The following is a 19936-nucleotide window of genomic DNA, read 5'->3' as shown; positions in this document are numbered from 1 at the left end:
GTGAAACTTGTGCTGATAGGGTTGCTGGGTTTGTCCTTCCCCTTTACCGCCGCCGCGATCAATGTCGGTACCCTGACGTTTGCCATGGATCAGGATCGCTCATTCACCGCCAAGCGGGTGTTGAATAACAACCGCGGCGCGCGCCTGTATCAGGTGAGCATTCGCGCCATCGATCGGCCGGGAGAGCGCGAGGTGCGCAGCCGGCCGGCGGACGGCGAGCTGCTGTTTGCGCCGCGCCAGCTGACGCTGCAGGCCGGGCAGGCGGAGTACTACAAGTTTTTCTACCGCGGGCCGCAGGATAATCGCGAGCGTTATTACCGGGTGTCATTTCGCGAAGTGCCGACCCGATTGTTCGAGCCGGGGCCGCGTCGGGGCGCCGGCGTCAACCTGGAGCCGATCGTGGTGATGGACACCATTCTGGTGGTGCGCCCGCGTCAGGTAAACTTTGCCTATCGGCTCGATACCCAGCGCGGTACGCTCACCAACACCGGCAACACCTACTTCAAGTTCCTGCTCAAGCCGGGCTGTAACAGCACCGATGAAGAGGGCGTCACCGAATACCTGCGCCCCGGCGATACGCTGACCCATGCCGGTATTCGGCTGAAGGGGCAGAAATTCATTATCTATAACGACAAATTTATCAGCGTCGATCGCAGCTGCCTCGATTAACGCGGCGGAATGGCAAAGCGGAAGCAGGCGCCGCTTTGCGCTTGTTCGATCAGCTGAATATCGCTGTCGTGCAGCTGCAGAATGCGTCGCACGATCATCAGGCCCAGTCCGCCGGAAGGGCGCCGGGCGCCGCTCAGGACAGACGGGCGCACGAACAGATCGGCGCGCAGCGTCTGCGGAATGCCGGGGCCGCTGTCGCTGACCTGCACCATCACCCGATCGTCCTGCCGCCACAGCCGCACGCCGATGTCGCCGCCGGGCGGCGTATGGCGAATGGCGTTGTCCAACAGGTTGGTCAGCACCCGCTCAATCATGCTGAGATCGGCGAACACCGGCGGAATGCCGGGGGGAATGTCGGCATGCAGCCGCTGGTTGCGCGCCTCCGCCGCCAGCTCGAACTTTTGGAACACGTCCTGCAACAGCTCGCTGAGGGAAAAAGGCTCTTTCTGCGGTTTCACCACGCCGTACTCCAGCCGCGCCAGCTCGAACAGCTCCTGCGCCAGCTTGCCCACCTTGCGGCTCTGCGCCAGCGCGATCTCCAGATAGCGCCGCCGATCGGCTTCGCTCAGGGTGGCGGCCTTGACCGACAGCGTCTCCAGATAGCCGTGCAGCGAGGTGAGCGGGGTGCGCAGATCGTGCGAGACGTTGGCGATGAACTCACGCCGCAGCCGATCCTGCTGCGCCAGCGTTTGCCACTGTTCGGCAAGGCGCTGCGCCATGCGGTGGAAAGCCTGCTGCAGCTGGCTGACTTCGTCGCGCCCGGCCCGTACCGCCGGCAGCGCCGCGTAGGCCTGCACCGCCTCGATGCCGCCGCTGTCCAGCGCGCTGACCTGCCGGGTCAGGCGACGGATAGGGCGCGTCACCCAATAAAACGCGAAACCGCCGGCCAGCAGGCTGAACAGCACCATCAGCCCGGAGGTCCACAGCGCCATCCTGACCGCCGAGTTGAACTGGGCGTTGCTGGCCAGCGCCGTGTACTCTTCGCCGAGCAGCACCACGTACAGATAGCCTTCGATCCGGCCATCGACCTTAAGCGGCGCGACGCTGAACACCTTGCGCCCGTCCGCGCTGCGCGGATCGTCGCCATACACCGGCATCGGCGCGCCACCGAGCAGCGCCTGCAGCGGCGGCAACGCGACCCGCTGCCGCTTCAGATGCCCGGCCGGCGCGGCGTTGCCGATAATCGCGCCCTGTTTGTCGAGCAGGTAAACCTCAACGCTGGGATTCACCGCCATCAGCTGATCGAACAGGGTATGCACCGCCTGTGGATCCGGCCCGTTCACCCCCAGCAGCGGGTTGCTGTCGGCAATATGCTGCGCCAGGTTGCCGGACAGGCGCTGGATCACCGCCTGGCTGTACTGGGTGCTGCTGCGCACCTGCATCCAGCCGGAAAAGGCGCAGCCGATGACGATCAGCAGCGCGAAGATCAGCGTGAGGCGTTGCGCTAACGTAAGGTTTTTCATGGCTCACTCTTGCGGCGCGGCCGCGAATTTATAGCCCATGCCCCACACCGTGAGGATGCGCTCGGGTTCCGCCGGGTTGCGCTCGATCTTGATGCGCAGCCGGTTGATATGGGTGTTGACGGTGTGCTCATACCCTTCGTGCTGATAGCCCCAGACCTGATTCAACAGGCTCAGGCGTGAGAACACCTGGCCCGGGTGGCGGGCGAAAAAGTACAGCAGGTCGAATTCGCGCGGCGTCAGCTCGACCGGTTGCTGATGCAGGTGCACTTCGCGGGCAATGGGATCGATGGTCAGATCGTTGAAGCTGAGCACGCCGGCGTCCATGCGCAGGTTGCGGCTCATCGCTTCCTGGCGGCGAAACAGCGCCTTGACCCGCGCCACCAGCTCCAGCATGGAGAAGGGCTTGGCCAGATAGTCGTCGGCGCCCAGCTCCAGCCCCAGCACGCGGTGCACCTCGCTGGAGCGCGCGCTGGTGATGATGATCGGCGTGTAACGCGTCATGGTGCGCGCCCGGCGGCAAATCTCCAATCCGTCCACGCCCGGCAGCATCAGATCGAGGATGAGGGCGTCCCAGCCGCCCTGTTCCAGCATCGCCATGCCCCGGTTGCCGTCGGCGGCGTGGCTGATGGCGTAACCTTCGTCGCGCAGATGCAGCTGCAGCAGTTCGGCGATGTCGCCGTCGTCCTCGACGATCAAAATTCGTTTTGGCTTGTCCATTCTCATTACCGCTGATTGCCCGTTTCTCTCTGAAGTCTACACAACCCCCACCGGCGGAGTTATCACATTTTATTTAACTTTGCGTGAGGTCTTGGGGAACAAATCCGGGGAATACTCGGCTCATCGCCTCATTGGTCGCCAGGAGTTCGCATGAGCCTCACTCTCACCCCGGAACAACGACAGACGGTGCATCCGCTGTGGCTGCGGTTGACGCACTGGCTGAATGCGCTGGCGATGCTGATCATGGTGACCAGCGGCTGGCGCATCTACAACGCCTCGCCGCTGTTCAACTTCAGCTTTCTCAATGAGCTGACGCTCGGCGGCTGGCTGGGTGGCGCGCTGCAGTGGCACTTCGCCGGCATGTGGCTGTTCGGCGTCAACGGGCTGTGCTACCTGCTGATCAACCTGGCCAGCGGGCGTTTTAAACGCAAGTATTGGCCGCTCAGCCCACGGCAGTTTCTCGCCGATGCAGGCGCCGCGCTGCGCGGCAGGCTGCAACACGCCGACCTGCGCCACTACAACATGGTGCAACGCGTGGCCTATCTGTCGGTGATGATCCTCGGCGTGATGAGCGCGCTGTCCGGGCTGGTGCTGTGGAAATCGGTGCAGTTTCCGCTGCTGCGCACGCTGCTCGGCGGTTATGAGGCGGCGCGCTATATCCACTTTTTTGCCATGTCGGCGCTGGTGGCCTTCGTCGCGATTCACCTGGTGATGGTGGCGCTGGTGCCGCGGACGCTGCTGGCCATGCTGCGCGGACGCTAAGGAGTGAATGATGGAAAAGGATAAACAGATCATGACGATCATTGAAGGGCAGGCGATCGTCAAAGAAGCGCAGCGGCTGTTGAGCGCGCCTTCGCGCCGCCGCTTTCTGCGCAACGGCCTGACGCTGGGCGGCATCGCCATGCTCACCGGCTGCGATCTCAGCGATAACGCCAACGTCGAACAGGCGCTGAGCCGCATCTCGCGCTTCAACGATCGGGTACAGGGCTGGCTGTTCAATGGCGATCGCCTGGCGCCGGTCTACCCGGAATCGATGATCACCCGGCCGTTCCCGTTCAACGCTTTCTACGCCGAGGAGGACGCGCCGGACATCAACGGCGACGACTACCGGCTGGAGGTGGCCGGACGGGTGCAGGACAAACGCGCCTGGAGCCTGCCGCAGCTGCACCGGATGGCGCAGGTCAGCCAGGTGACGCGCCATATTTGCGTCGAGGGCTGGAGCGCCATCGGCAAGTGGGGCGGCGTGCCGTTCGCGACCTTTCTCAAGGCGATCGGCGCGGATCTGAGCGCCCGCTACGTCAGCTTCAAATGCGCCGACGATTACTACACCAGCATCGACATGGCCACCGCGCTGCACCCGCAGACGATTATTGCGCTGACCTATGACGGCCAGATCTTGCCGCGCAAGTACGGCTACCCGATGAAGCTGCGCATGCCGACCAAGCTGGGCTACAAGAACCCGAAACACATTCAGGTGATCGAGGTCACCAACCGCTTCCCGGGCGGTTACTGGGAAGACCAGGGTTACAACTGGTTTGGCGGCAGCTGAGGCGGCCGCCGGCCATTCTCCGGCACCCCGGTGCCTTTGACATGACGAAAGGAAATACCATGAAAAAGTTATTCGCAATGATGATGTGCAGCGTGCTGATGCTGGGCGTGGCCGGCGCCAACGCCGCCGATGGCATGAGTAAAGACGCGATGAAAAAGGACGGCATGAGCCAGATGTCGCACGACGGCATGGCCAAAGACGGCATGAAGAAAGAGTGCATGGGCAAGGACTGCATGAAGAAAGACAAGATGGGCAAAGACGCCATGAAAAAGGATGGCATGGCGAAAGACGGTATGGCCAAAGACGGCATGAAGAAAGACGAAATGAAGAAGGACGCGATGGGGCACTAAGCTGCCGCACCCCGCGGCCGCAAGCGGGCGATCCGCGGCGGCCGTGGACAACATAAGGAGAGAGGATGATGCTGGCGACATGGCTGCGGCGCTTTCAGCGCTCGAACGGGGACGTTATCTTTATGCGCGCGGCGCTGGTGGTGATCTTCGCCGCCTTCGGTTACGCCAAGTGGTTTGATTACGAGGCGCAGGGGCTGGTACCGCTGATCGGCAACAGCCCGCTGCTGAGCTGGATGCATCAAGCGTTCGGCATCCGCGGCGCCAGCTATGCGCTGGGCGTCGCTGAGTGGAGCTTCGGCTTGCTGCTGCTGGCGGGATTCTGGTCGCGGCGGCTGGGGTTGCTGGGGGCGATCGGTTCGACGGTGACCTACCTGACTACGCTAACGCTGATCTTTTCCACGCCGGGGGCCTGGGAGCCTTCCGCCGGCGGTTTTCCGGCCATGGCCGGCGCCACCAGCTTTTTAATCAAGGATCTGGTGTTGCTGGCCGGTTCCCTGGTGCTGCTGAAAGCCGACTTGCCGGCCGAGCAGGCATAAAAAAGGGCGTAGCCTGGCTACGCCCTTTCGTTGTAAGCCTTAAACCACCTCCTAAGGAGGTGGTGATTGAACCTGTGAGGCTCTAGCCTGAAGGAAACCCATGCCGGAATATTCCAGCTTACTCACCACAAGTAAGAAGGAAATCACCAACATGGGTTTATACAGGAGTTCATCACATGTGTTCTGGCGTTGCAAATACCACCTGGTGTGGACGCCGAAGTATCGATTTAAAATCCTCCGCGACAAGGTGGGTAAAGAGCTCTACCGAACAATTTATATCCTCTGCAACATGAAGGACTGTGAAGTCCTTGAGCTAAATATTCAGCCAGATCATGTGCATCTGGTCGTGATAGTCCCCCCGAAGCTATCGATTTCGACGTTGATGGGCGTCCTGAAAGGACGCAGTGCAATCCGGCTTTACAATCGTTTTCCACATATACGAAAGAAGTTGTGGGGCAATCATTTTTGGGCAAGGGGATACTTTGTCGATACGGTAGGAGTAAACGAAGAAATTATCAGGCGATACGTGAGGCATCAGGATAAGAAGGACCAAGAGATCGAACAGCAGATGGAGTTGTTGCAGGATTAACTCGAAAATGGCCCCCTTTTAGGGGGCGTCGTGTAAAGCCACCTCCTCAGGAGGTGGTCTTTTACTATTTATCGACCGTCACATATCCGGGAAGGTCAGGGTGCCCCCCGGCGCTTCGCGATGAATGTGCAGGAAGTTCAGGTGCTTCTCGTACTGGTCGAGGATATCGCCAATCACCTGTTCCTTGCTGTAGTCCATCAGGTCGTTGCCCTGGGTGCCTTCCATCAGGAAGGTTTCCAGCCGGTAGTAGTGCGACTTGCCGGAGCGGGCGCGGTAGGTGAAGCCCGGCACCGAGTAGCGCATCGGCCAGATCTGATAGATAAAGTTCTGTTCCTCGCCCAGGCGCACCAGCAGCTCCAGGTGGTTCAGACGCTCGTCTTCGGTCGGCGGCACTTCGCTGAACTCCACTTTCGCGCCGCGCAGCTCCAGCTCGCGCGCCACGTCCTGCATCGCCGGACGGCAAACCTTATCCAACATTTTCTGCGTGTACTGGGTGCCCGGGTAGTTCATCACCCGCGACAGACGCTGTTTCCAGTTGAGCACGTCGTGGCTGGAGACCGGCACCGGCGCCAGGGTGCTGAGCGCACTGGCCTTACGGTAGTCTTCCACCCGCAGCGATTTATACAGCCCGGCCATCACGAAGAAGATCACGAAGCTGAACGGCAGGCCCATGATTACCGTGGTTTTCTGCAACGCCGGCACGCCGTCGGTCATCAGCATGCCGATGGTCAGCAGGCCGATGGCCACCGACCAGAAAATCCGCAGCCAGTTCGGCGCATCATTATTGATGTCGGCCAGGCGCGAGGTGAAGTTGCCCAGCACCAGCGAGCCGGAGTCCGCCGAGGTGACGTAGAACAGCAGGCCGGTGATGGTGGCCACCGAGGCGCTGAAGGTGAAGCCGGGGTATTGCGCCAGCAGGCTGTAGAAGCCGCGCTCCGGGAACTGCATCACTTCCTGCGCAAACTCGGCGTTACCGTGAATGATCTGGTACAGCGCGCTGTTGCCGAAGATAGACAGCCACAGCAGGGTGAACACGAATGGTATGATCAGCGTGCCGACCACGAACTGGCGAATGGTGCGCCCGCGCGAGATGCGCGCCAGGAACAGGCCGACAAACGGCGACCACGCCACCCACCAGGCCCAGAAGAACAGCGTCCAGTTGTTCATCCACTCCACCGGCCGATCGAAGGCGAAGCTGTTGAGCGTCATGCCCATAAAGCGATTGACGTAATCGCCGACGTTGAGCACCAGCGCGTTGAGCAGGAACTCGGTGTCGCCGAAGAACAGCACAAACAGGATCAGGCCCAGCGCCAGCAGCACGTTCAGCTCGGACAGGATGCGGATGCCCTTGTTGACGCCCGAGGTGACCGAGATGGTGGCCATGATCACCGACAGCAGGATCAGCGAGCCCTGCACCGTCAGGTTTTCCGGGATCTCGAACAGCACCTTGAGGCCGTAGTTGAGCTGCACCACGCCGATGCCCAGCGTGGTGGCGATGCCGAAGATGGTGCCGAGCACCGCGGCGATGTCCACGCTGTGGCCGATCGGGCCGTTGATGCGCTTACCGAAGATCGGGTACAGCGCCGAGCGGATGGTCAACGGCAGATTGTAGCGATAGCTGAAGTAGCCGAGGGCGATGCCCATCAGCGCATACATCGACCAGCCGGTCAGGCCGTAGTGGAAGAGCGTCCAGACCATCGCCTGGCGCGCGGCTTCCAGCGTTTGCGCGTCACCTTCCGGCGGCATCATGTACTGGGTCACCGGCTCGGCGACCGAGAAGAACATCAGGTCGATGCCGATGCCGGCGGCGAACAGCATCGCCGCCCAGCTCATCAGGCTGAATTCCGGCTTGGACTGCTCCGGCCCGAGCTTGATCGAACCGAAGCGCGAAGCGGCGATAAACACCACGAACACGATGTACAGCGTCGCCGCCAGCAGGTAGTACCAACCGAAGGTGGCCGACACCCAATTCAGCGTGCGGGTGATCCACTGCCCGGAGAAGTCGGTGAAAAAGATGGTCATCAGCGAGAAGGCCAGGATCAGCCCCGCCGAGGTGAAGAAAACCACAGGGTTGAGGCGGTCCTGCTGCGATTTGGAGGAGGTTTCGTGGGTTGTCATCGTCATCCTCTGAACTGAGAAAATCGTGCCGCTCCGTATTCCAGGGCGCGTTGGCCTCTGAAAAACGGGCGAATGAAGGCGGCGGCCGTCTCCGTAGAGGAGGGCCTGAATGATGCCGCTTTCGCCTGTGAATGAAGCGCCGGCGCGCTTCGCGGCGGGAACCGCTTACAGCCACTGATTTTTGTCAGATTCGTTAATTACCTCACAAAAATCAGCCAGTTCCACAACCAGATAGTACAAATTTTTAACCAGGCGGCAATAAAATATATGCAATTTTTATTGAACGTTCAATCAAAAAAAAGTTTAATAGTCCTCATGATGACCTGAATCACGGGCGAAACGGCAGTGAAATTTGCCCGCTGAGATAAGGCCGAAGTCGGTTTTGTGAGAGTCGAAATATGCCAAAGGTAGGAATGCAGCCAATCAGAAGGCAGCAGTTGATTGATGCCACGCTCGCCGCGGTAAACGAAGTGGGAATGCATGACGCCACCATCGCGCAGATCGCGCGGCGGGCCGGCGTTTCCAACGGCATCATCAGCCATTATTTCAAGGACAAGAACGGCCTGCTGGAAGCCACGATGCGCTATCTGATCAGCCATCTGGGCGAGGCGGTGAAGCTGCGCTTGCAGGCGCTGACCGATAACAGCCCGGCGGCGCGGCTGCAGGCGATCGTCGCCGGCAACTTCGACGACAGCCAGATTAACAGCGCGGCGATGAAGACCTGGCTGGCCTTTTGGGCCAGCAGTCTGCACCAACCGCAGCTCAACCGGCTGCAGCAGGTGAACGGCCGCCGGCTCTATTCCAACCTGTGCGCCGAGTTTCGCCGCGTCATGCCGCAGCCGCAGGCGCGGTTGGCGGCCAAGGGGCTGGCGGCGCTGATCGACGGACTGTGGTTGCGCAGCGCGCTGCGCGGCTCGGCGTTCAATCAGTCACAGGCGCTGGCGCTCACGACCGAATACATCACGTTCCAACTCCGGGGGCAGACGCCGCCCGGAGGATAACCCAAGGAGATCCTATGTCCCGTTTTGGCTTGCAGAAGCTCTATATTCATGGCGCCTATGTAGACAGCACCGCTGGAAAAACCTTCAACGCCATTAACCCGGCGAACGGCGAAGTTCTGGCTGAAGTCCAGTCCGCCGGCGCTGAAGACGTCGATCGTGCGGTGGCCAGCGCGGCCAGCGGGCAGAAGGTGTGGGCGGCGATGACGGCGATGGCGCGTTCACGCATCCTGCGTCGCGCGGTGGATATTCTGCGCGAGCGCAACGATGAGCTGGCGGCGCTGGAAACGCTGGATACCGGCAAAGCGATGTCGGAAACCACCGCGGTGGACATCGTCACCGGCGCCGACGTGCTGGAGTACTATGCCGGCCTGATCCCGGCCATTGAAGGCGAACAGATCCCGCTGCGCGAAACCTCCTTCGTCTACACCCGCCGCGAACCGCTGGGCGTGGTGGCCGGCATCGGCGCCTGGAACTACCCGATTCAAATCGCGCTGTGGAAGTCCGCGCCGGCGCTGGCGGCGGGCAACGCGATGATCTTCAAACCGAGTGAAGTCACCTCGTTGACGGCGCTGAAGCTGGCGGAAATTTACACCGAAGCCGGCCTGCCGGACGGCGTGTTCAACGTGGTGACCGGCAGCGGGGCGGAGGTGGGGCAGTACCTGACCGACCATCCGGGCATCGCCAAAGTCTCTTTCACCGGCGGGGTGAAAACCGGCAAGAAGGTGATGGCCAACGCGTCGGGATCGACGCTGAAGGACGTCACCATGGAACTGGGCGGCAAGTCGCCGCTGATTATTTTCGACGACGCCGATCTGGATCGCGCCGCCGATATCGCCATGATGGCCAACTTCTACAGCTCCGGCCAGGTATGCACCAACGGCACCCGCGTCTTCGTGCCGGCGGCGCTGCAGGCGCAGTTTGAGGCGAAAATCCTCGAGCGCGTGAAGCGCATTCGCCTCGGCGATCCGACCGATCCGCAGACCAACTTCGGGCCGCTGGTTAGCTTCGCGCATATGGAGTCGGTGCTGCGCTTTATCGAGAGCGGCAAGAACAGCGGCGCGCGCCTGCTGTGCGGCGGCGAACGCGTTACCCACGGCGAATTCGGCAAGGGCGCTTATGTGGCGCCGACGGTATTCAGCGACTGCCGCGACGACATGGAAATCGTGCGCGAGGAGATCTTCGGGCCGGTGATGAGCATTCTCAGCTATCAGAGCGAAGAGGAAGTGGTGCGCCGCGCCAATGACACCACCTTCGGTCTGGCTGCGGGCGTGGTGACCAACGATCTGGCTCGCGCGCACCGCGTGATCCACCAGCTGGAAGCCGGCATTTGCTGGATCAACACCTGGGGCGAGTCGGCGGCGGAAATGCCGGTCGGCGGCTACAAGCAGTCCGGCGTTGGCCGCGAGAACGGCCTGACGACGCTGGAACACTACACCCAGATCAAATCGGTGCAGGTTGAGCTGGGCGAATACGCCTCGGTATTCTGATCTTCCCGCCGTCTTTCGAGCCGCAGCCGCGTTGGCTGCGGCCGACAATCTCTAGAGAGCCAAAATACACAGCCTGTTGCCGAGCCGCGCTTCGCGTCTTTGCCTGACCAGGCCTCTATAAAGTAAGGAGATAATGAATGGAATTTGACTACATCATTATCGGTGCCGGTTCCGCCGGCAACGTGTTAGCCACCCGATTGACCGAGGACGCCGATGTCAGCGTCCTGCTGCTGGAAGCCGGCGGCCCGGATTACCGGATGGATTTCCGTACCCAGATGCCGGCCGCGCTGGCGTTTCCGCTGCAGGGCCGCCGCTATAACTGGGCGTATGAGACCGATCCTGAGCCGCACATGAACAATCGCCGGATGGAATGCGGCCGCGGCAAAGGGCTGGGCGGTTCGTCCCTGATCAACGGTATGTGTTACATTCGCGGCAACGCGATGGACTTCGATAACTGGGCCAAGGCGCCGGGTCTGGAAGACTGGACCTACCTGGACTGCCTGCCGTATTTCCGCAAGGCGGAAACGCGCGATATCGGCCCGAACGATTACCACGGCGGCGAGGGCCCGGTGAGCGTCACCACGCCGAAAGCCGGCAACAACGAACTGTTCCACGCCATGGTGGAAGCCGGCGTGCAGGCGGGTTACCCGCGCACCGACGATCTGAACGGCTACCAGCAAGAAGGCTTCGGCCCGATGGATCGCACCGTGACGCCGAAAGGGCGCCGCGCCAGCACCGCCCGCGGTTATCTGGATCAGGCACGTTCGCGGCCGAACCTGAAAATCGTCACCCATGCGCTGACCGACCATATCGTGTTCGACGGCAAGCGTGCGGTGGGCGTCAACTATTTGCAGGGCGACAGCAATCAGCTGACCCACGCCAAAGCGCGGCGCGAAGTGTTGCTGTGCGCCGGTGCCATCGCCTCGCCACAGATCCTGCAGCGTTCGGGCGTCGGCCCGGCGGCGCTGCTGAAAAGTCTGGATATCAACGTGGTGCACGATCTGCCGGGCGTCGGGGAAAACCTGCAGGATCACCTGGAGATGTACCTGCAGTATGCCTGTAAGAAACCGGTGTCGCTGTACCCGGCGCTGCAATGGTTCAACCAGCCGAAGATCGGCGCGGAATGGCTGTTCAACGGCACCGGCATCGGCGCCAGCAACCAGTTCGAGGCCGGCGGTTTCATCCGCAGCCGCGCAGAGTTCGCCTGGCCGAATATTCAGTATCACTTCCTGCCGGTGGCGATTAACTACAACGGCAGCAACGCGGTGAAGGAGCACGGCTTCCAGGCGCACGTCGGCTCGATGCGTTCGCCGAGCCGCGGCCGGGTACAGGTGAAATCGAAAGATCCGCGCCAGCACCCGAGCATTCTGTTCAACTACATGGCGACCGAGCAGGACTGGCAGGAATTCCGCGATGCTATTCGCATCACGCGCGAGATCATGGCGCAGCCGGCGCTGGACGAGTACCGCGGCCGCGAGATAAGCCCGGGGCCGGAGGTGCAGACGGACGAGCAGCTGGACGCTTTCGTGCGCGAGCACGCCGAAACCGCCTTCCACCCGTCCTGCTCGTGCAAGATGGGCGAGGATGAGATGGCGGTGGTCGATGGTCAGGGCCGGGTGCACGGCATGGAAGGATTGCGGGTGGTGGATGCGTCGATCATGCCGCTGATCATCACCGGCAACCTGAACGCCACGACCATCATGATCGCCGAGAAGTTAGCCGATCGCATTCGCCAGCGCGCGCCGCTGCCGCGCAGCACCGCCGACTATTACGTCGCCGGCGATGCGCCGGTGCGCAAGCTGTAACCGATACGCCCTCTCGCCGTTGAGGGGGAGGGCCGCCGTAGCAAGCAACCCCTCTCCATATGCTCTTCCCCAAGGCGAGGGGGCAACTCCCTTTTATTCCTTATCCCATCATGCCGCCGGCAGCGAGATCGCCTGATCGAAACTGGTGGGCGTCGCCATACGCCACATGCGGGCATAGAACTCGCTTTTGATCTCCGGCTGCAGCAGCGCGCCCGGCTCCAGGTAGTAATAGATATCGGCGTACACCTTGATCTCGGTCGGCGTGATGCGGCGCAGCATATGGTGCGAGGTCAGCTGCTCCGGGCGGCTGACGCCGGCCGCCGCCAGCATGTCCGCCAGCGCTTTCACCGTATTTTGGTGGAAGTGGTAGACGCGTTCCGCCTTGTTCGGCACCACCAGCGCCTTTTGCCGCAGCGGATCTTGCGTCGCCACGCCGGTCGGGCAGTGGTTGGTATGGCAGCTTTGCGACTGGATGCAGCCGACGGCGAACATAAAGCCGCGCGCCGAGTTCACCCAGTCGGCGCCGAGCACCAGCACGCTGGCGATGTCGAAGGCGCTGATGATCTTGCCGCTGGCGCCTATCTTGATCTGGTCGCGCAGGCCGCAGCCTACCAGCGTGTTATGCACGAACAGCAGCCCTTCGCGCAGCGGCATGCCCATGTAGTTGGAGAGTTCGAGCGGCGCGGCGCCGGTGCCGCCTTCCTTGCCGTCCACCACGATGAAATCCGGCAGGATGCGGGTGTGCAGCATCGCCTTGACGATGGCGACGAACTCCCACGGGTGGCCGATGCACAGCTTGAAACCGACCGGCTTGCCGCCTGACAGCTCGCGCAGCTGTTGGATGAAATGCATCATTTCCAGCGGAGTGGTGAAGGCGCTGTGCGAGGCCGGCGAGATGCAATCGACCCCTTCCGGCACGCCGCGGGTGGCGGCGATTTCCGCATCCACCTTCTTCGCAGGCAGAATGCCGCCGTGGCCGGGTTTGGCGCCCTGGCTGAGCTTGATTTCAATCATTTTCACCTGCGGGCTTTGCGCCTGTTCGGCAAAGCGCCGCGGGTCGAAATGGCCGTCGGCGGTGCGGCAGCCGAAATAGCCGCTGCCCAGCTCCCACACCAGATCGCCGTTGTTTTCCCGGTGATAGCGGCTGATGCTGCCCTCACCGGTGTCGTGGTAGAAATTGCCCTTGGCCGCACCGAGGTTGAGCGCGCGGATGGCATTGGCGGAGAGCGCGCCGAAGCTCATAGCCGAAATGTTAAAGATCGACGCGGAGTAGGGCTGGCGGCAGTCGGCGCCGCCGATGGTGATGCGGAAACTGGTCGGGTCGGCGGCTTCCACCGGCCGCATGGAGTGGCCGATGCACTCATAGCCGGTTTGGTAGACATCCAGCAGGGTGCCGAACGGCTTGTCGCCCATCTCGTTTTTCGCCCGGCGATACACCAGCGTGCGCTGGGTACGCGAAAACGGGATCTCTTCATTATCCTGCTCGAGGAAATACTGGCGCAGTTCCGGACGGATGAATTCGAAGAAGAAGCGCAGGCGGCCGATGATCGGGTAGTTGCGGCAGATGGCGTGGCGCTGTTGCGTGAGATCGTAGATACCCAGCACCATCAAGCCACCGCAGGCCAGGGCCGGCAGCCAGAACCACGGATGGTTGCGCATCATGATTAAGAAAACCAGGGTAAGCAAGATGCTCAGCACAAAGCAGGTGTAGCGGCTGAATAAGGACGACTTCATAACATCTCCTGATGTTTATTTTAATCTACACGACATGACTCACGGATAATCCGTGTGCAAATCGTAGCCAACAGGAGAGGATGTTGTGTGTCTGTTGCTGCTTTGTCGCCGGTTGTTACATTAATTTAACTGGGCGGGGGAGGGCCGGTTGCCGCGCGGCGTACCGCGCAACAAGCCAGGGCAGGTTATTTGCCGGCGACGAAGATGGTGCTCATGCTGCGCAGCCGCAGCTTTTTCATCGCGCTGTATTTCTGCGAGAAGATGGTTTTTGGGTGCGTACCGCGCTTTTCCGCAATGTGCAGCAGGCTGTCGCCGCGCAGCAGATTGAAGATCACGTCACTTTCCGCCGGGCTGAGCTCGCGGGTTTTCTGCACTCTGATGCCGCCCGGTTCTTTGCTTTCCAGCAGCCGCTGGATTTTTTCCTGCAGCGAATAAAGCGGAATACGGGTGGAGACCAACTCGACGGAAATCCCCAGGATCGACAGCAGTTTCACCACGCGCTCGTCGTCATAGAACACCAAGAGGCGCGTTTTGCTGTTGTACTGCTGGTGCAGGGACACCAGGCTTTCGATCACGTTGACGCTCTGTTCGAGGTTTTGCGAGGTGAAAATCAGCGCGATATCGTGCTTGGTGATCTTCTCTGCTTTGGCGCCGCCGTGCATGAAATCGGAAAACAGGCGGATATCGTACGCGCCGTAGTGTTTCTTCAGCAGCACCGACAGGCCAACATAGCTGTACTTACACTCACTAATCACAAGAACGTTGTTTTTAGACATAGGGCAAACACCAATACCGAGTTAAAAGTATTCAGCTGTAAGAAGCGAGTTCAAATCCTTGATGCTGGATTCCTTCCACAGCTTTCCCTGCAGTGCGTAATATGGCATTTCGTCCAGCCATTTCTTGTGTTCGGGAGTTTCAACTCCTTCGATAATTACCTTGTAATGATTAAGGTAAAAGAAGCGCAGTAACGCGCGCATCAAGCCCTCACCGCCGGACTTTTTCATGAAGTCCCAAAGCAGAAAACGGTCGAGCTTAACGAAGCGGAACTGGCTGTTGTACAACGCGGAAAAACCCGCATAGCCAGAACCAAAATCATCGAGCCAAAATGAATAACTATTCAATGACGGATCGCCGTGCACGCGATCTTTCACCAGCCGGGTTGAATTCTCGCTGATCTCGAAATGAATACAGCGCATAGCGTTAATTCTTTCGGCAAAGTGAGTATTCGCCAGCGATTGCAGGGAATAATCGTCAACATTCAAAGTGGCTATCACTTGGTTTTCATGAAACCAGTGTTTGTATTTATCGATCAGATTGATCTGATCCATCAAAATCTCAATCCGAGTGGCACTGTCGGCGTGGCGAAAGAACTGTTCAGGAGAAAAATGGGCATATTCGCTATTAAACGTAAAGCGAGACAGACATTCAACGGCCAGCAATTGTCCCGATTTCGCGAACATTGGCTGAAAAACATAATTAATGCCGTTATTTTTCTCTCTGAAAGAACCGCTCATTTCCCAATCCTTGGATTGATATTTAACTTGTTGATTTTAAATGATTAAAAAGAAAGTTACTCCGGGTTTATTGGTAAATTTCTTATTTAAAACGTCAGGATGGCCGAAGCGTGTCGGCAGACCATTTAACGCGTAATTCGTGCCAAAGTCCAAACGTCGCAATCTGTTACTAAATGTAAATATTTGGGATAATATTCTGATTCTCAGGCCTTAATGCAAAATCTTGAACTCTGCAGCTTTCCCAAACACAGATTATTCCTATTCATATGAATCGTCAACATCGATCGATAGGTATCCGCCGATAGTTTATTCCTATCAAGGGGGGCCTTATGAATGTTTTAAACGATTTAACATTAAGAATATGCTTAGTCTATATTTCGTCCGGCAATGAGTTCATCGAGGCAACGCTCCTTTTCAGCAAGGGAGTGCTATCGCTGAGTGTATGCTCAGTGGCGGCAATATATATATAAGCCCGCCACTGAATCGATTATTTTATTGTTCTATGGAGCTGGAAATGAAAAAAGTATTATTGCCTTTGGCTGCCCTGGTATTGTCTGCAACTGCTTCCAACGCAATGGCAGCAAGCGGCACTGTTAAATTCACCGGTGAAATCAAACAGTCTACCTGCCAGGTAACTAGCGATACTCAGAATAAAGAAGTTTACCTGGGTACTTACCCAACTTCTGCTTTCCAAAACGTGGGTGACAAATCTGCATCTAAAGCTTTCCAGATCTCTCTGGAAAAATGTGATGCCGGCAATTACAGCCTGCGCTTCGACGGTAACACCGTTGCCGGCAACCCAGACCTGCTGTCCGTAAGCAACGTGGGTGGCACCGGCACTGCAGCTACCGGCGTGGGTATCGAAATCACTGACAACAACGGCAAGCCATTCGCTATCGGCGACGGTTCCAACATCAAAGACGACGTAGCGAAAGTCACCATCGCTGCTGACGGTAAAGCGACCTTCAACCTGCAGGCTCGTTACCGTTCATTCGCTGCAGTGACCGCGGGTCTGGCTAACGCCACCAGCCCGTTCACCATCGAATACAAATAATCGTCTTTCAGGACACACACGGCCAAGGATGGCCCGTAGAGGAAACCGATGAAAAAGTTCTTTGCTGCTCTGCTGATGCTGGGCGCCTTTAACAGCTACGCCGGTATCCAGGTAGATGCCACTCGCGTGATTTATAAAGGCGATGACAAATCCGCCTCGCTGCCAATCCATAACGATGCTTCAGAAGCTTATATGGTGCAGACCTGGCTGGACACCGGTGACAGAAATCAAGTGCCGAAAAATCTGCCTGTCGTTGTCGTTCCACCGATTCTGAAATTGGACGCCGCTAAAACTGCAGTTCTGCGCTTTATCTATTCCGGTACGGGTTTACCTCAGGATAAAGAAACTCTGCTGTGGATTAACGTGCAGGAAATTCCACCGGCACCGAAGCAGGAAAACGTGCTTCAGGTTGCGGTGCGTACCCGAATCAAACTTTTTTACCGGCCGGTGGCGTTGAAAACGACGCTGGACGAGCAAGTACAAAACTTGCGTTGGCAGCGTGAAGGTTCACGTCTGCAAGTGATTAACGATGGTCCGCTGCATATCACCTTTGGGGCGCTGCATTTGAAAAACAGCGCGGGTAAGACCGTGGATGTGGACGCCAATATGGTGAACCCGAAAGATCGCTTATCGATCAACATCCCGGCGGGCGTCAGCGTCGGCAACAAGATTGCTTTCAGTTATATCAACGATTTTGGCGGTAGAACGGAAGTCAAGGACGTTCCAGTACAATAAGAGAGACAGGGAATGGCAAATCAACGAAAAGTAGCAGGCGGAACGACGCGGCTGACACAGCTGATCCGAATTGCAATCATTGCCGCCAGTGCGCCGATGTTATGGAGTGAAGCGGCGCTGGCAGAGTTTAACATGTCGTTTATTCACGGCGATGAAAACCTGAGCAACGCGGAAGCGGTCGCCCAGGGCGATGCTTTGCAACCGGGCGTTTACCCATTCGACATCTACGTCAACCTGACTCAGGTCGATCATAAGGATGTTACTTTTCGTCAGGCTAAAGGCCAGGCCGCGTCTCAACCCTGCCTGAAAGTTGAAGACCTGCGCAACTACGGCATCAAACTGCCGGAAACGCTGCAGGCCGGCAGCTGCGTTGATCTGCCTGCGTTGATTAAAGATGCCACCGTCAGCTATGACGCGGCGGTGCAGCAGATCAACATTTCCGTGCCTCAGACCATGATGGATCTGAGCGCTATCGGCGCGATCCCGCCAAGCATGTACGATGAAGGCATCAACGCGCTGTTCGCCAACTATAACTTCAACTACAACAAGAACAGCTATCGCCGAGATGATGCCGACGACAGCGAGTACATGTTCCTCGCGTTGAACAGCGGCCTCAACCTGGGCAGATGGCGCCTGCGCAACAACTCCACCTGGGACAAACAGAGCGGCAGCAGCAGCAGCTGGACTAACGTCTCTTCCTGGGCCGAGACCGACATCGTGCCATGGCGCAGCCGTTTGGTGATGGGGCAGGCGAGCACCAACAACAGCGTGTTCAACAGCTTCCAGTTCCGCGGGGTGCAACTCTCCAGCGTTGACGACATGCTGCCGGACAGCCTGCGCGGTTATGCGCCGGTGGTGCGCGGCGTGGCGGCAACCAACGCCCGCGTCGAAATTCGCCAGAACGGTTACGTCATCTACAGCACCAACGTCGCGCCGGGTCCTTTCGAGATCCACGACGTCTATCCGCATACCAACAACGGTGACCTGCAGGTCACCGTGAACGAGGCCGACGGTTCGCATAAAACGTTCAGCGTCGCCTACTCTTCCGTGGCCAACATGCTGCGAGAAGGCATTTGGAACTTCCAGCTGACCGCCGGTAAATACCACACTGGCGGCGACGGCTATCAGCCGAAGCTGATCCAGGGCACCGCGGCATACGGCATGAACTATGGCCTGACGCCGTTCGGCGGTGCCATCATCGCCGAACACTACCGTTCCGCCGCCGTGGGTATCGGTAAGAGCCTGGGATCGTGGGGGGCCATCTCCGTGGACGGTTCGATCTCCGATACCGAGCTGGCGAACGGCGATCGCAAACAGGGGCAGAGCTTCCGTTTCCTGTACTCCAAGTCGCTCAACCAGATGGGCACCAACTTCCAGTTGGCGGGCTATCGCTATGCGACTTCCGGTTATTATGATCTCAGCGATGCGGTCCAGGAGCGCAACCGCTGGCGCAACGGCTTTTATGCCAACGATTACTGGGATCCGAACGATCTGCAGCCGGGGCAGCCTTCCTGGAGCAACAACCAGAAACGTACCCGATACACTGCGCGCTACGGCAACAAACGCGAACGCGTCGAGCTGTCGCTCAGCCAGCAGCTGTGGGCGGGCGCCAGCCTGTACGCCAACGTGAGCCACCAGAACTACTGGGGCGTGTCCGGCAACGATCGCACGATTCAGCTGGGCTACAACGATGGCTTCAAGCGCATTTCCTACGGCGTTTATCTGCAGGATACGCGCGGCCAGTACGGTTATTCCGATCGCAGCGTGAACTTCACGATGTCGATCCCGCTGGATTGGGGACAGAACAACAACTCGACCACAGCCAACTTCAGCGCGGCGCACAGCAAGCAGAGCGGCGACAGCTACTCGACCGGTATCAGCGGCACCATGCTGGACGACCGTCGCATGAACTACTCGGTCTCCACCGGGCATACGCAGTCCTCCGGTCAGAGCAGCAACCTGAACCTGGGCTACAGCAGCAGCATCGGTAACATCGACGGTAGTTATGCCTATAGCTCGAAATACCGCCAGCAAGGGCTGGGCCTCTCCGGTGGCCTGCTGGTGCACTCCGGCGGCGCGACCCTGACGCAGCCGTTGCAGAACACCATCTTGCTGGTGGAAGCGAAAGATGCCAAAGGCGTGCGTCTGGAAAACCAGCCGGGCGTGACCATCGACCGCTTCGGTTATGCAGTGGTGCCGTCGGCTACCGCTTACCGCTACAACTATGTCGCGCTGCGTACCGAAGACTTCGGCCCGGGCCTGGATGTGCCGGTGGCCAGTAAACAAGTGGTACCGACCGAGAAATCGGTGGTGAAGGTGAGCTTCGATACCTTCAAGGGCGTCAGCCTGCTGATTCACGCTCGTCTGGGTGATAACGGTTATCCGGCCATCGGTGCCGGCGTGTTCAACGCGGCCGGCCGCAACAGCGGCACCGTGGGCCTGAACGGCGCGACCTATGTTTCCGGCGTGCAAGCGGGTGAGAAACTGACGATCAAATGGGGCCCGAAAGCCGATCAGCAATGTGTACTGCCGATCCCGGCGAACGTGGGCGACAAACAAGTGGCCATGGGATATCAGGAACTGACCCTGCAATGCCAAAAACTGTAAGGTACACC

The 19936-nt window shown here is 59.2% G+C and carries 18 protein-coding genes; 12 read left to right on the top strand and 6 right to left on the bottom strand.

Annotated elements, in window-relative coordinates; all coding sequences use genetic code 11:
• Positions 1-9: 9 nt before the first annotated feature.
• On the top strand, positions 10-669 hold the full coding sequence (locus tag GF111_RS05055) for a fimbria/pilus periplasmic chaperone (RefSeq protein ID WP_094300710.1): 660 nt from the start codon (positions 10-12) through the stop codon (positions 667-669).
• On the opposite strand, the gene GF111_RS05050 is transcribed toward GF111_RS05055, so the two are convergent.
• Positions 666-2132 carry an ATP-binding protein gene (locus tag GF111_RS05050; RefSeq protein WP_048233085.1) on the bottom strand — a complete coding sequence of 489 codons (1467 nt, stop codon included), beginning with the start codon at positions 2130-2132 and terminating at the stop codon, positions 666-668. The genes GF111_RS05055 and GF111_RS05050 overlap by 4 nt on opposite strands.
• 3 nt (positions 2133-2135) lie before the next feature.
• A complete protein-coding gene (locus tag GF111_RS05045) occupies positions 2136-2849 on the bottom strand; it encodes a response regulator transcription factor (protein WP_047728196.1) in 714 nt (237 codons plus the stop codon).
• Between the two features lie 150 nt (positions 2850-2999).
• On the opposite strand from GF111_RS05045, the gene GF111_RS05040 reads away from it, so the two are divergent.
• From GF111_RS05040 to tnpA, 5 genes are all read left to right on the top strand, one after another.
• On the top strand, positions 3000-3611 hold the full coding sequence (locus GF111_RS05040) for a cytochrome b/b6 domain-containing protein (RefSeq protein WP_038880891.1): 612 nt from the start codon (positions 3000-3002) through the stop codon (positions 3609-3611).
• A 10-nt stretch (positions 3612-3621) separates the two neighbouring features.
• Complete coding sequence (locus tag GF111_RS05035; RefSeq protein ID WP_038880894.1) at positions 3622-4398, top strand: molybdopterin-dependent oxidoreductase; 777 nt, start codon at positions 3622-3624, stop codon at positions 4396-4398.
• 59 nt (positions 4399-4457) lie between these two features.
• Positions 4458-4748 carry a pentapeptide MXKDX repeat protein gene (locus GF111_RS05030; RefSeq protein WP_038880896.1) on the top strand — a complete coding sequence of 97 codons (291 nt, stop codon included), beginning with the start codon at positions 4458-4460 and terminating at the stop codon, positions 4746-4748.
• A 65-nt stretch (positions 4749-4813) separates the two neighbouring features.
• Positions 4814-5284, top strand: a complete 471-nt coding sequence (locus GF111_RS05025; protein WP_033637683.1) for a YkgB family protein — start codon at positions 4814-4816, stop codon at positions 5282-5284.
• Positions 5285-5435: 151 nt separating this feature from the next.
• Entirely contained in the window at positions 5436-5873 is a 438-nt protein-coding gene (gene tnpA / locus GF111_RS05020) for an IS200/IS605 family transposase (RefSeq protein ID WP_038874510.1), read from the top strand.
• A gap of 78 nt (positions 5874-5951) precedes the next feature.
• Here tnpA and GF111_RS05015 read toward each other — a convergent pair whose 3' ends face one another.
• A complete protein-coding gene (locus GF111_RS05015) occupies positions 5952-7991 on the bottom strand; it encodes a choline transporter (RefSeq protein WP_038881184.1) in 2040 nt (679 codons plus the stop codon).
• Positions 7992-8389: 398 nt separating this feature from the next.
• On the opposite strand from GF111_RS05015, the gene betI reads away from it, so the two are divergent.
• The 3 genes from betI to betA all read left to right on the top strand — a co-directional run bounded on the left by betI (position 8390) and on the right by betA (position 12284).
• Positions 8390-8992, top strand: a complete 603-nt coding sequence (gene betI / locus GF111_RS05010) for a transcriptional regulator BetI (protein WP_038880897.1) — start codon at positions 8390-8392, stop codon at positions 8990-8992.
• Between the two features lie 14 nt (positions 8993-9006).
• Positions 9007-10479: a betaine-aldehyde dehydrogenase gene (betB, locus tag GF111_RS05005; RefSeq protein ID WP_038880899.1), complete on the top strand. Its 1473-nt coding sequence runs from the start codon at positions 9007-9009 to the stop codon at positions 10477-10479.
• Positions 10480-10616: 137 nt separating this feature from the next.
• On the top strand, positions 10617-12284 hold the full coding sequence (betA, locus tag GF111_RS05000; protein WP_038880900.1) for a choline dehydrogenase: 1668 nt from the start codon (positions 10617-10619) through the stop codon (positions 12282-12284).
• A 108-nt stretch (positions 12285-12392) separates the two neighbouring features.
• Here betA and GF111_RS04995 read toward each other — a convergent pair whose 3' ends face one another.
• The 3 genes from GF111_RS04995 to GF111_RS04985 all read right to left on the bottom strand — a co-directional run bounded on the left by GF111_RS04995 (position 12393) and on the right by GF111_RS04985 (position 15532).
• Positions 12393-14018 (bottom strand): FMN-binding glutamate synthase family protein, encoded by a 1626-nt coding sequence (locus GF111_RS04995; RefSeq protein WP_049198958.1) that lies wholly within the window; start codon positions 14016-14018, stop codon positions 12393-12395.
• Between the two features lie 185 nt (positions 14019-14203).
• Positions 14204-14794 (bottom strand): LuxR family transcriptional regulator, encoded by a 591-nt coding sequence (locus GF111_RS04990; RefSeq protein ID WP_004939094.1) that lies wholly within the window; start codon positions 14792-14794, stop codon positions 14204-14206.
• Between the two features lie 21 nt (positions 14795-14815).
• A complete protein-coding gene (locus tag GF111_RS04985; RefSeq protein WP_033637688.1) occupies positions 14816-15532 on the bottom strand; it encodes an EAL domain-containing protein in 717 nt (238 codons plus the stop codon).
• 514 nt (positions 15533-16046) lie between these two features.
• Here GF111_RS04985 and GF111_RS04980 point away from each other — a divergent pair.
• From GF111_RS04980 to GF111_RS04970, 3 genes are read left to right on the top strand one after another with little or no spacing between them, the layout of a single operon-like run.
• Positions 16047-16586: a fimbrial protein gene (locus GF111_RS04980; RefSeq protein WP_038880902.1), complete on the top strand. Its 540-nt coding sequence runs from the start codon at positions 16047-16049 to the stop codon at positions 16584-16586.
• Between the two features lie 48 nt (positions 16587-16634).
• Positions 16635-17321: a molecular chaperone gene (locus GF111_RS04975; protein ID WP_038880905.1), complete on the top strand. Its 687-nt coding sequence runs from the start codon at positions 16635-16637 to the stop codon at positions 17319-17321.
• 12 nt (positions 17322-17333) lie between these two features.
• On the top strand, positions 17334-19928 hold the full coding sequence (locus GF111_RS04970; RefSeq protein ID WP_038880906.1) for a fimbria/pilus outer membrane usher protein: 2595 nt from the start codon (positions 17334-17336) through the stop codon (positions 19926-19928).
• The last annotated feature ends 8 nt before the right edge of the window (positions 19929-19936 follow it).

Source organism: Serratia sp. HRI (genome assembly GCF_010119335.3).
In the GTDB taxonomy this organism is placed as follows: domain Bacteria; phylum Pseudomonadota; class Gammaproteobacteria; order Enterobacterales; family Enterobacteriaceae; genus Serratia; species Serratia nevei.
This window is presented reverse-complemented; position numbering and strand designations above follow the sequence as displayed.

Coding starts and splice junctions, on each gene's coding strand:
- GF111_RS05050 (WP_048233085.1), bottom strand. CDS start 2,132: ATGAAAAACCTTACGTTAGCGCAACGCCTCACGCTGATCTTCGCGCTG.
- GF111_RS05045 (WP_047728196.1), bottom strand. CDS start 2,849: ATGGACAAGCCAAAACGAATTTTGATCGTCGAGGACGACGGCGACATC.
- GF111_RS05040 (WP_038880891.1), top strand. CDS start 3,000: ATGAGCCTCACTCTCACCCCGGAACAACGACAGACGGTGCATCCGCTG.
- GF111_RS05035 (WP_038880894.1), top strand. CDS start 3,622: ATGGAAAAGGATAAACAGATCATGACGATCATTGAAGGGCAGGCGATC.
- GF111_RS05030 (WP_038880896.1), top strand. CDS start 4,458: ATGAAAAAGTTATTCGCAATGATGATGTGCAGCGTGCTGATGCTGGGC.
- GF111_RS05025 (WP_033637683.1), top strand. CDS start 4,814: ATGATGCTGGCGACATGGCTGCGGCGCTTTCAGCGCTCGAACGGGGAC.
- tnpA (WP_038874510.1), top strand. CDS start 5,436: ATGGGTTTATACAGGAGTTCATCACATGTGTTCTGGCGTTGCAAATAC.
- GF111_RS05015 (WP_038881184.1), bottom strand. CDS start 7,991: ATGACAACCCACGAAACCTCCTCCAAATCGCAGCAGGACCGCCTCAAC.
- betI (WP_038880897.1), top strand. CDS start 8,390: ATGCCAAAGGTAGGAATGCAGCCAATCAGAAGGCAGCAGTTGATTGAT.
- betB (WP_038880899.1), top strand. CDS start 9,007: ATGTCCCGTTTTGGCTTGCAGAAGCTCTATATTCATGGCGCCTATGTA.
- betA (WP_038880900.1), top strand. CDS start 10,617: ATGGAATTTGACTACATCATTATCGGTGCCGGTTCCGCCGGCAACGTG.
- GF111_RS04995 (WP_049198958.1), bottom strand. CDS start 14,018: ATGAAGTCGTCCTTATTCAGCCGCTACACCTGCTTTGTGCTGAGCATC.
- GF111_RS04990 (WP_004939094.1), bottom strand. CDS start 14,794: ATGTCTAAAAACAACGTTCTTGTGATTAGTGAGTGTAAGTACAGCTAT.
- GF111_RS04985 (WP_033637688.1), bottom strand. CDS start 15,532: ATGAGCGGTTCTTTCAGAGAGAAAAATAACGGCATTAATTATGTTTTT.
- GF111_RS04980 (WP_038880902.1), top strand. CDS start 16,047: ATGAAAAAAGTATTATTGCCTTTGGCTGCCCTGGTATTGTCTGCAACT.
- GF111_RS04975 (WP_038880905.1), top strand. CDS start 16,635: ATGAAAAAGTTCTTTGCTGCTCTGCTGATGCTGGGCGCCTTTAACAGC.
- GF111_RS04970 (WP_038880906.1), top strand. CDS start 17,334: ATGGCAAATCAACGAAAAGTAGCAGGCGGAACGACGCGGCTGACACAG.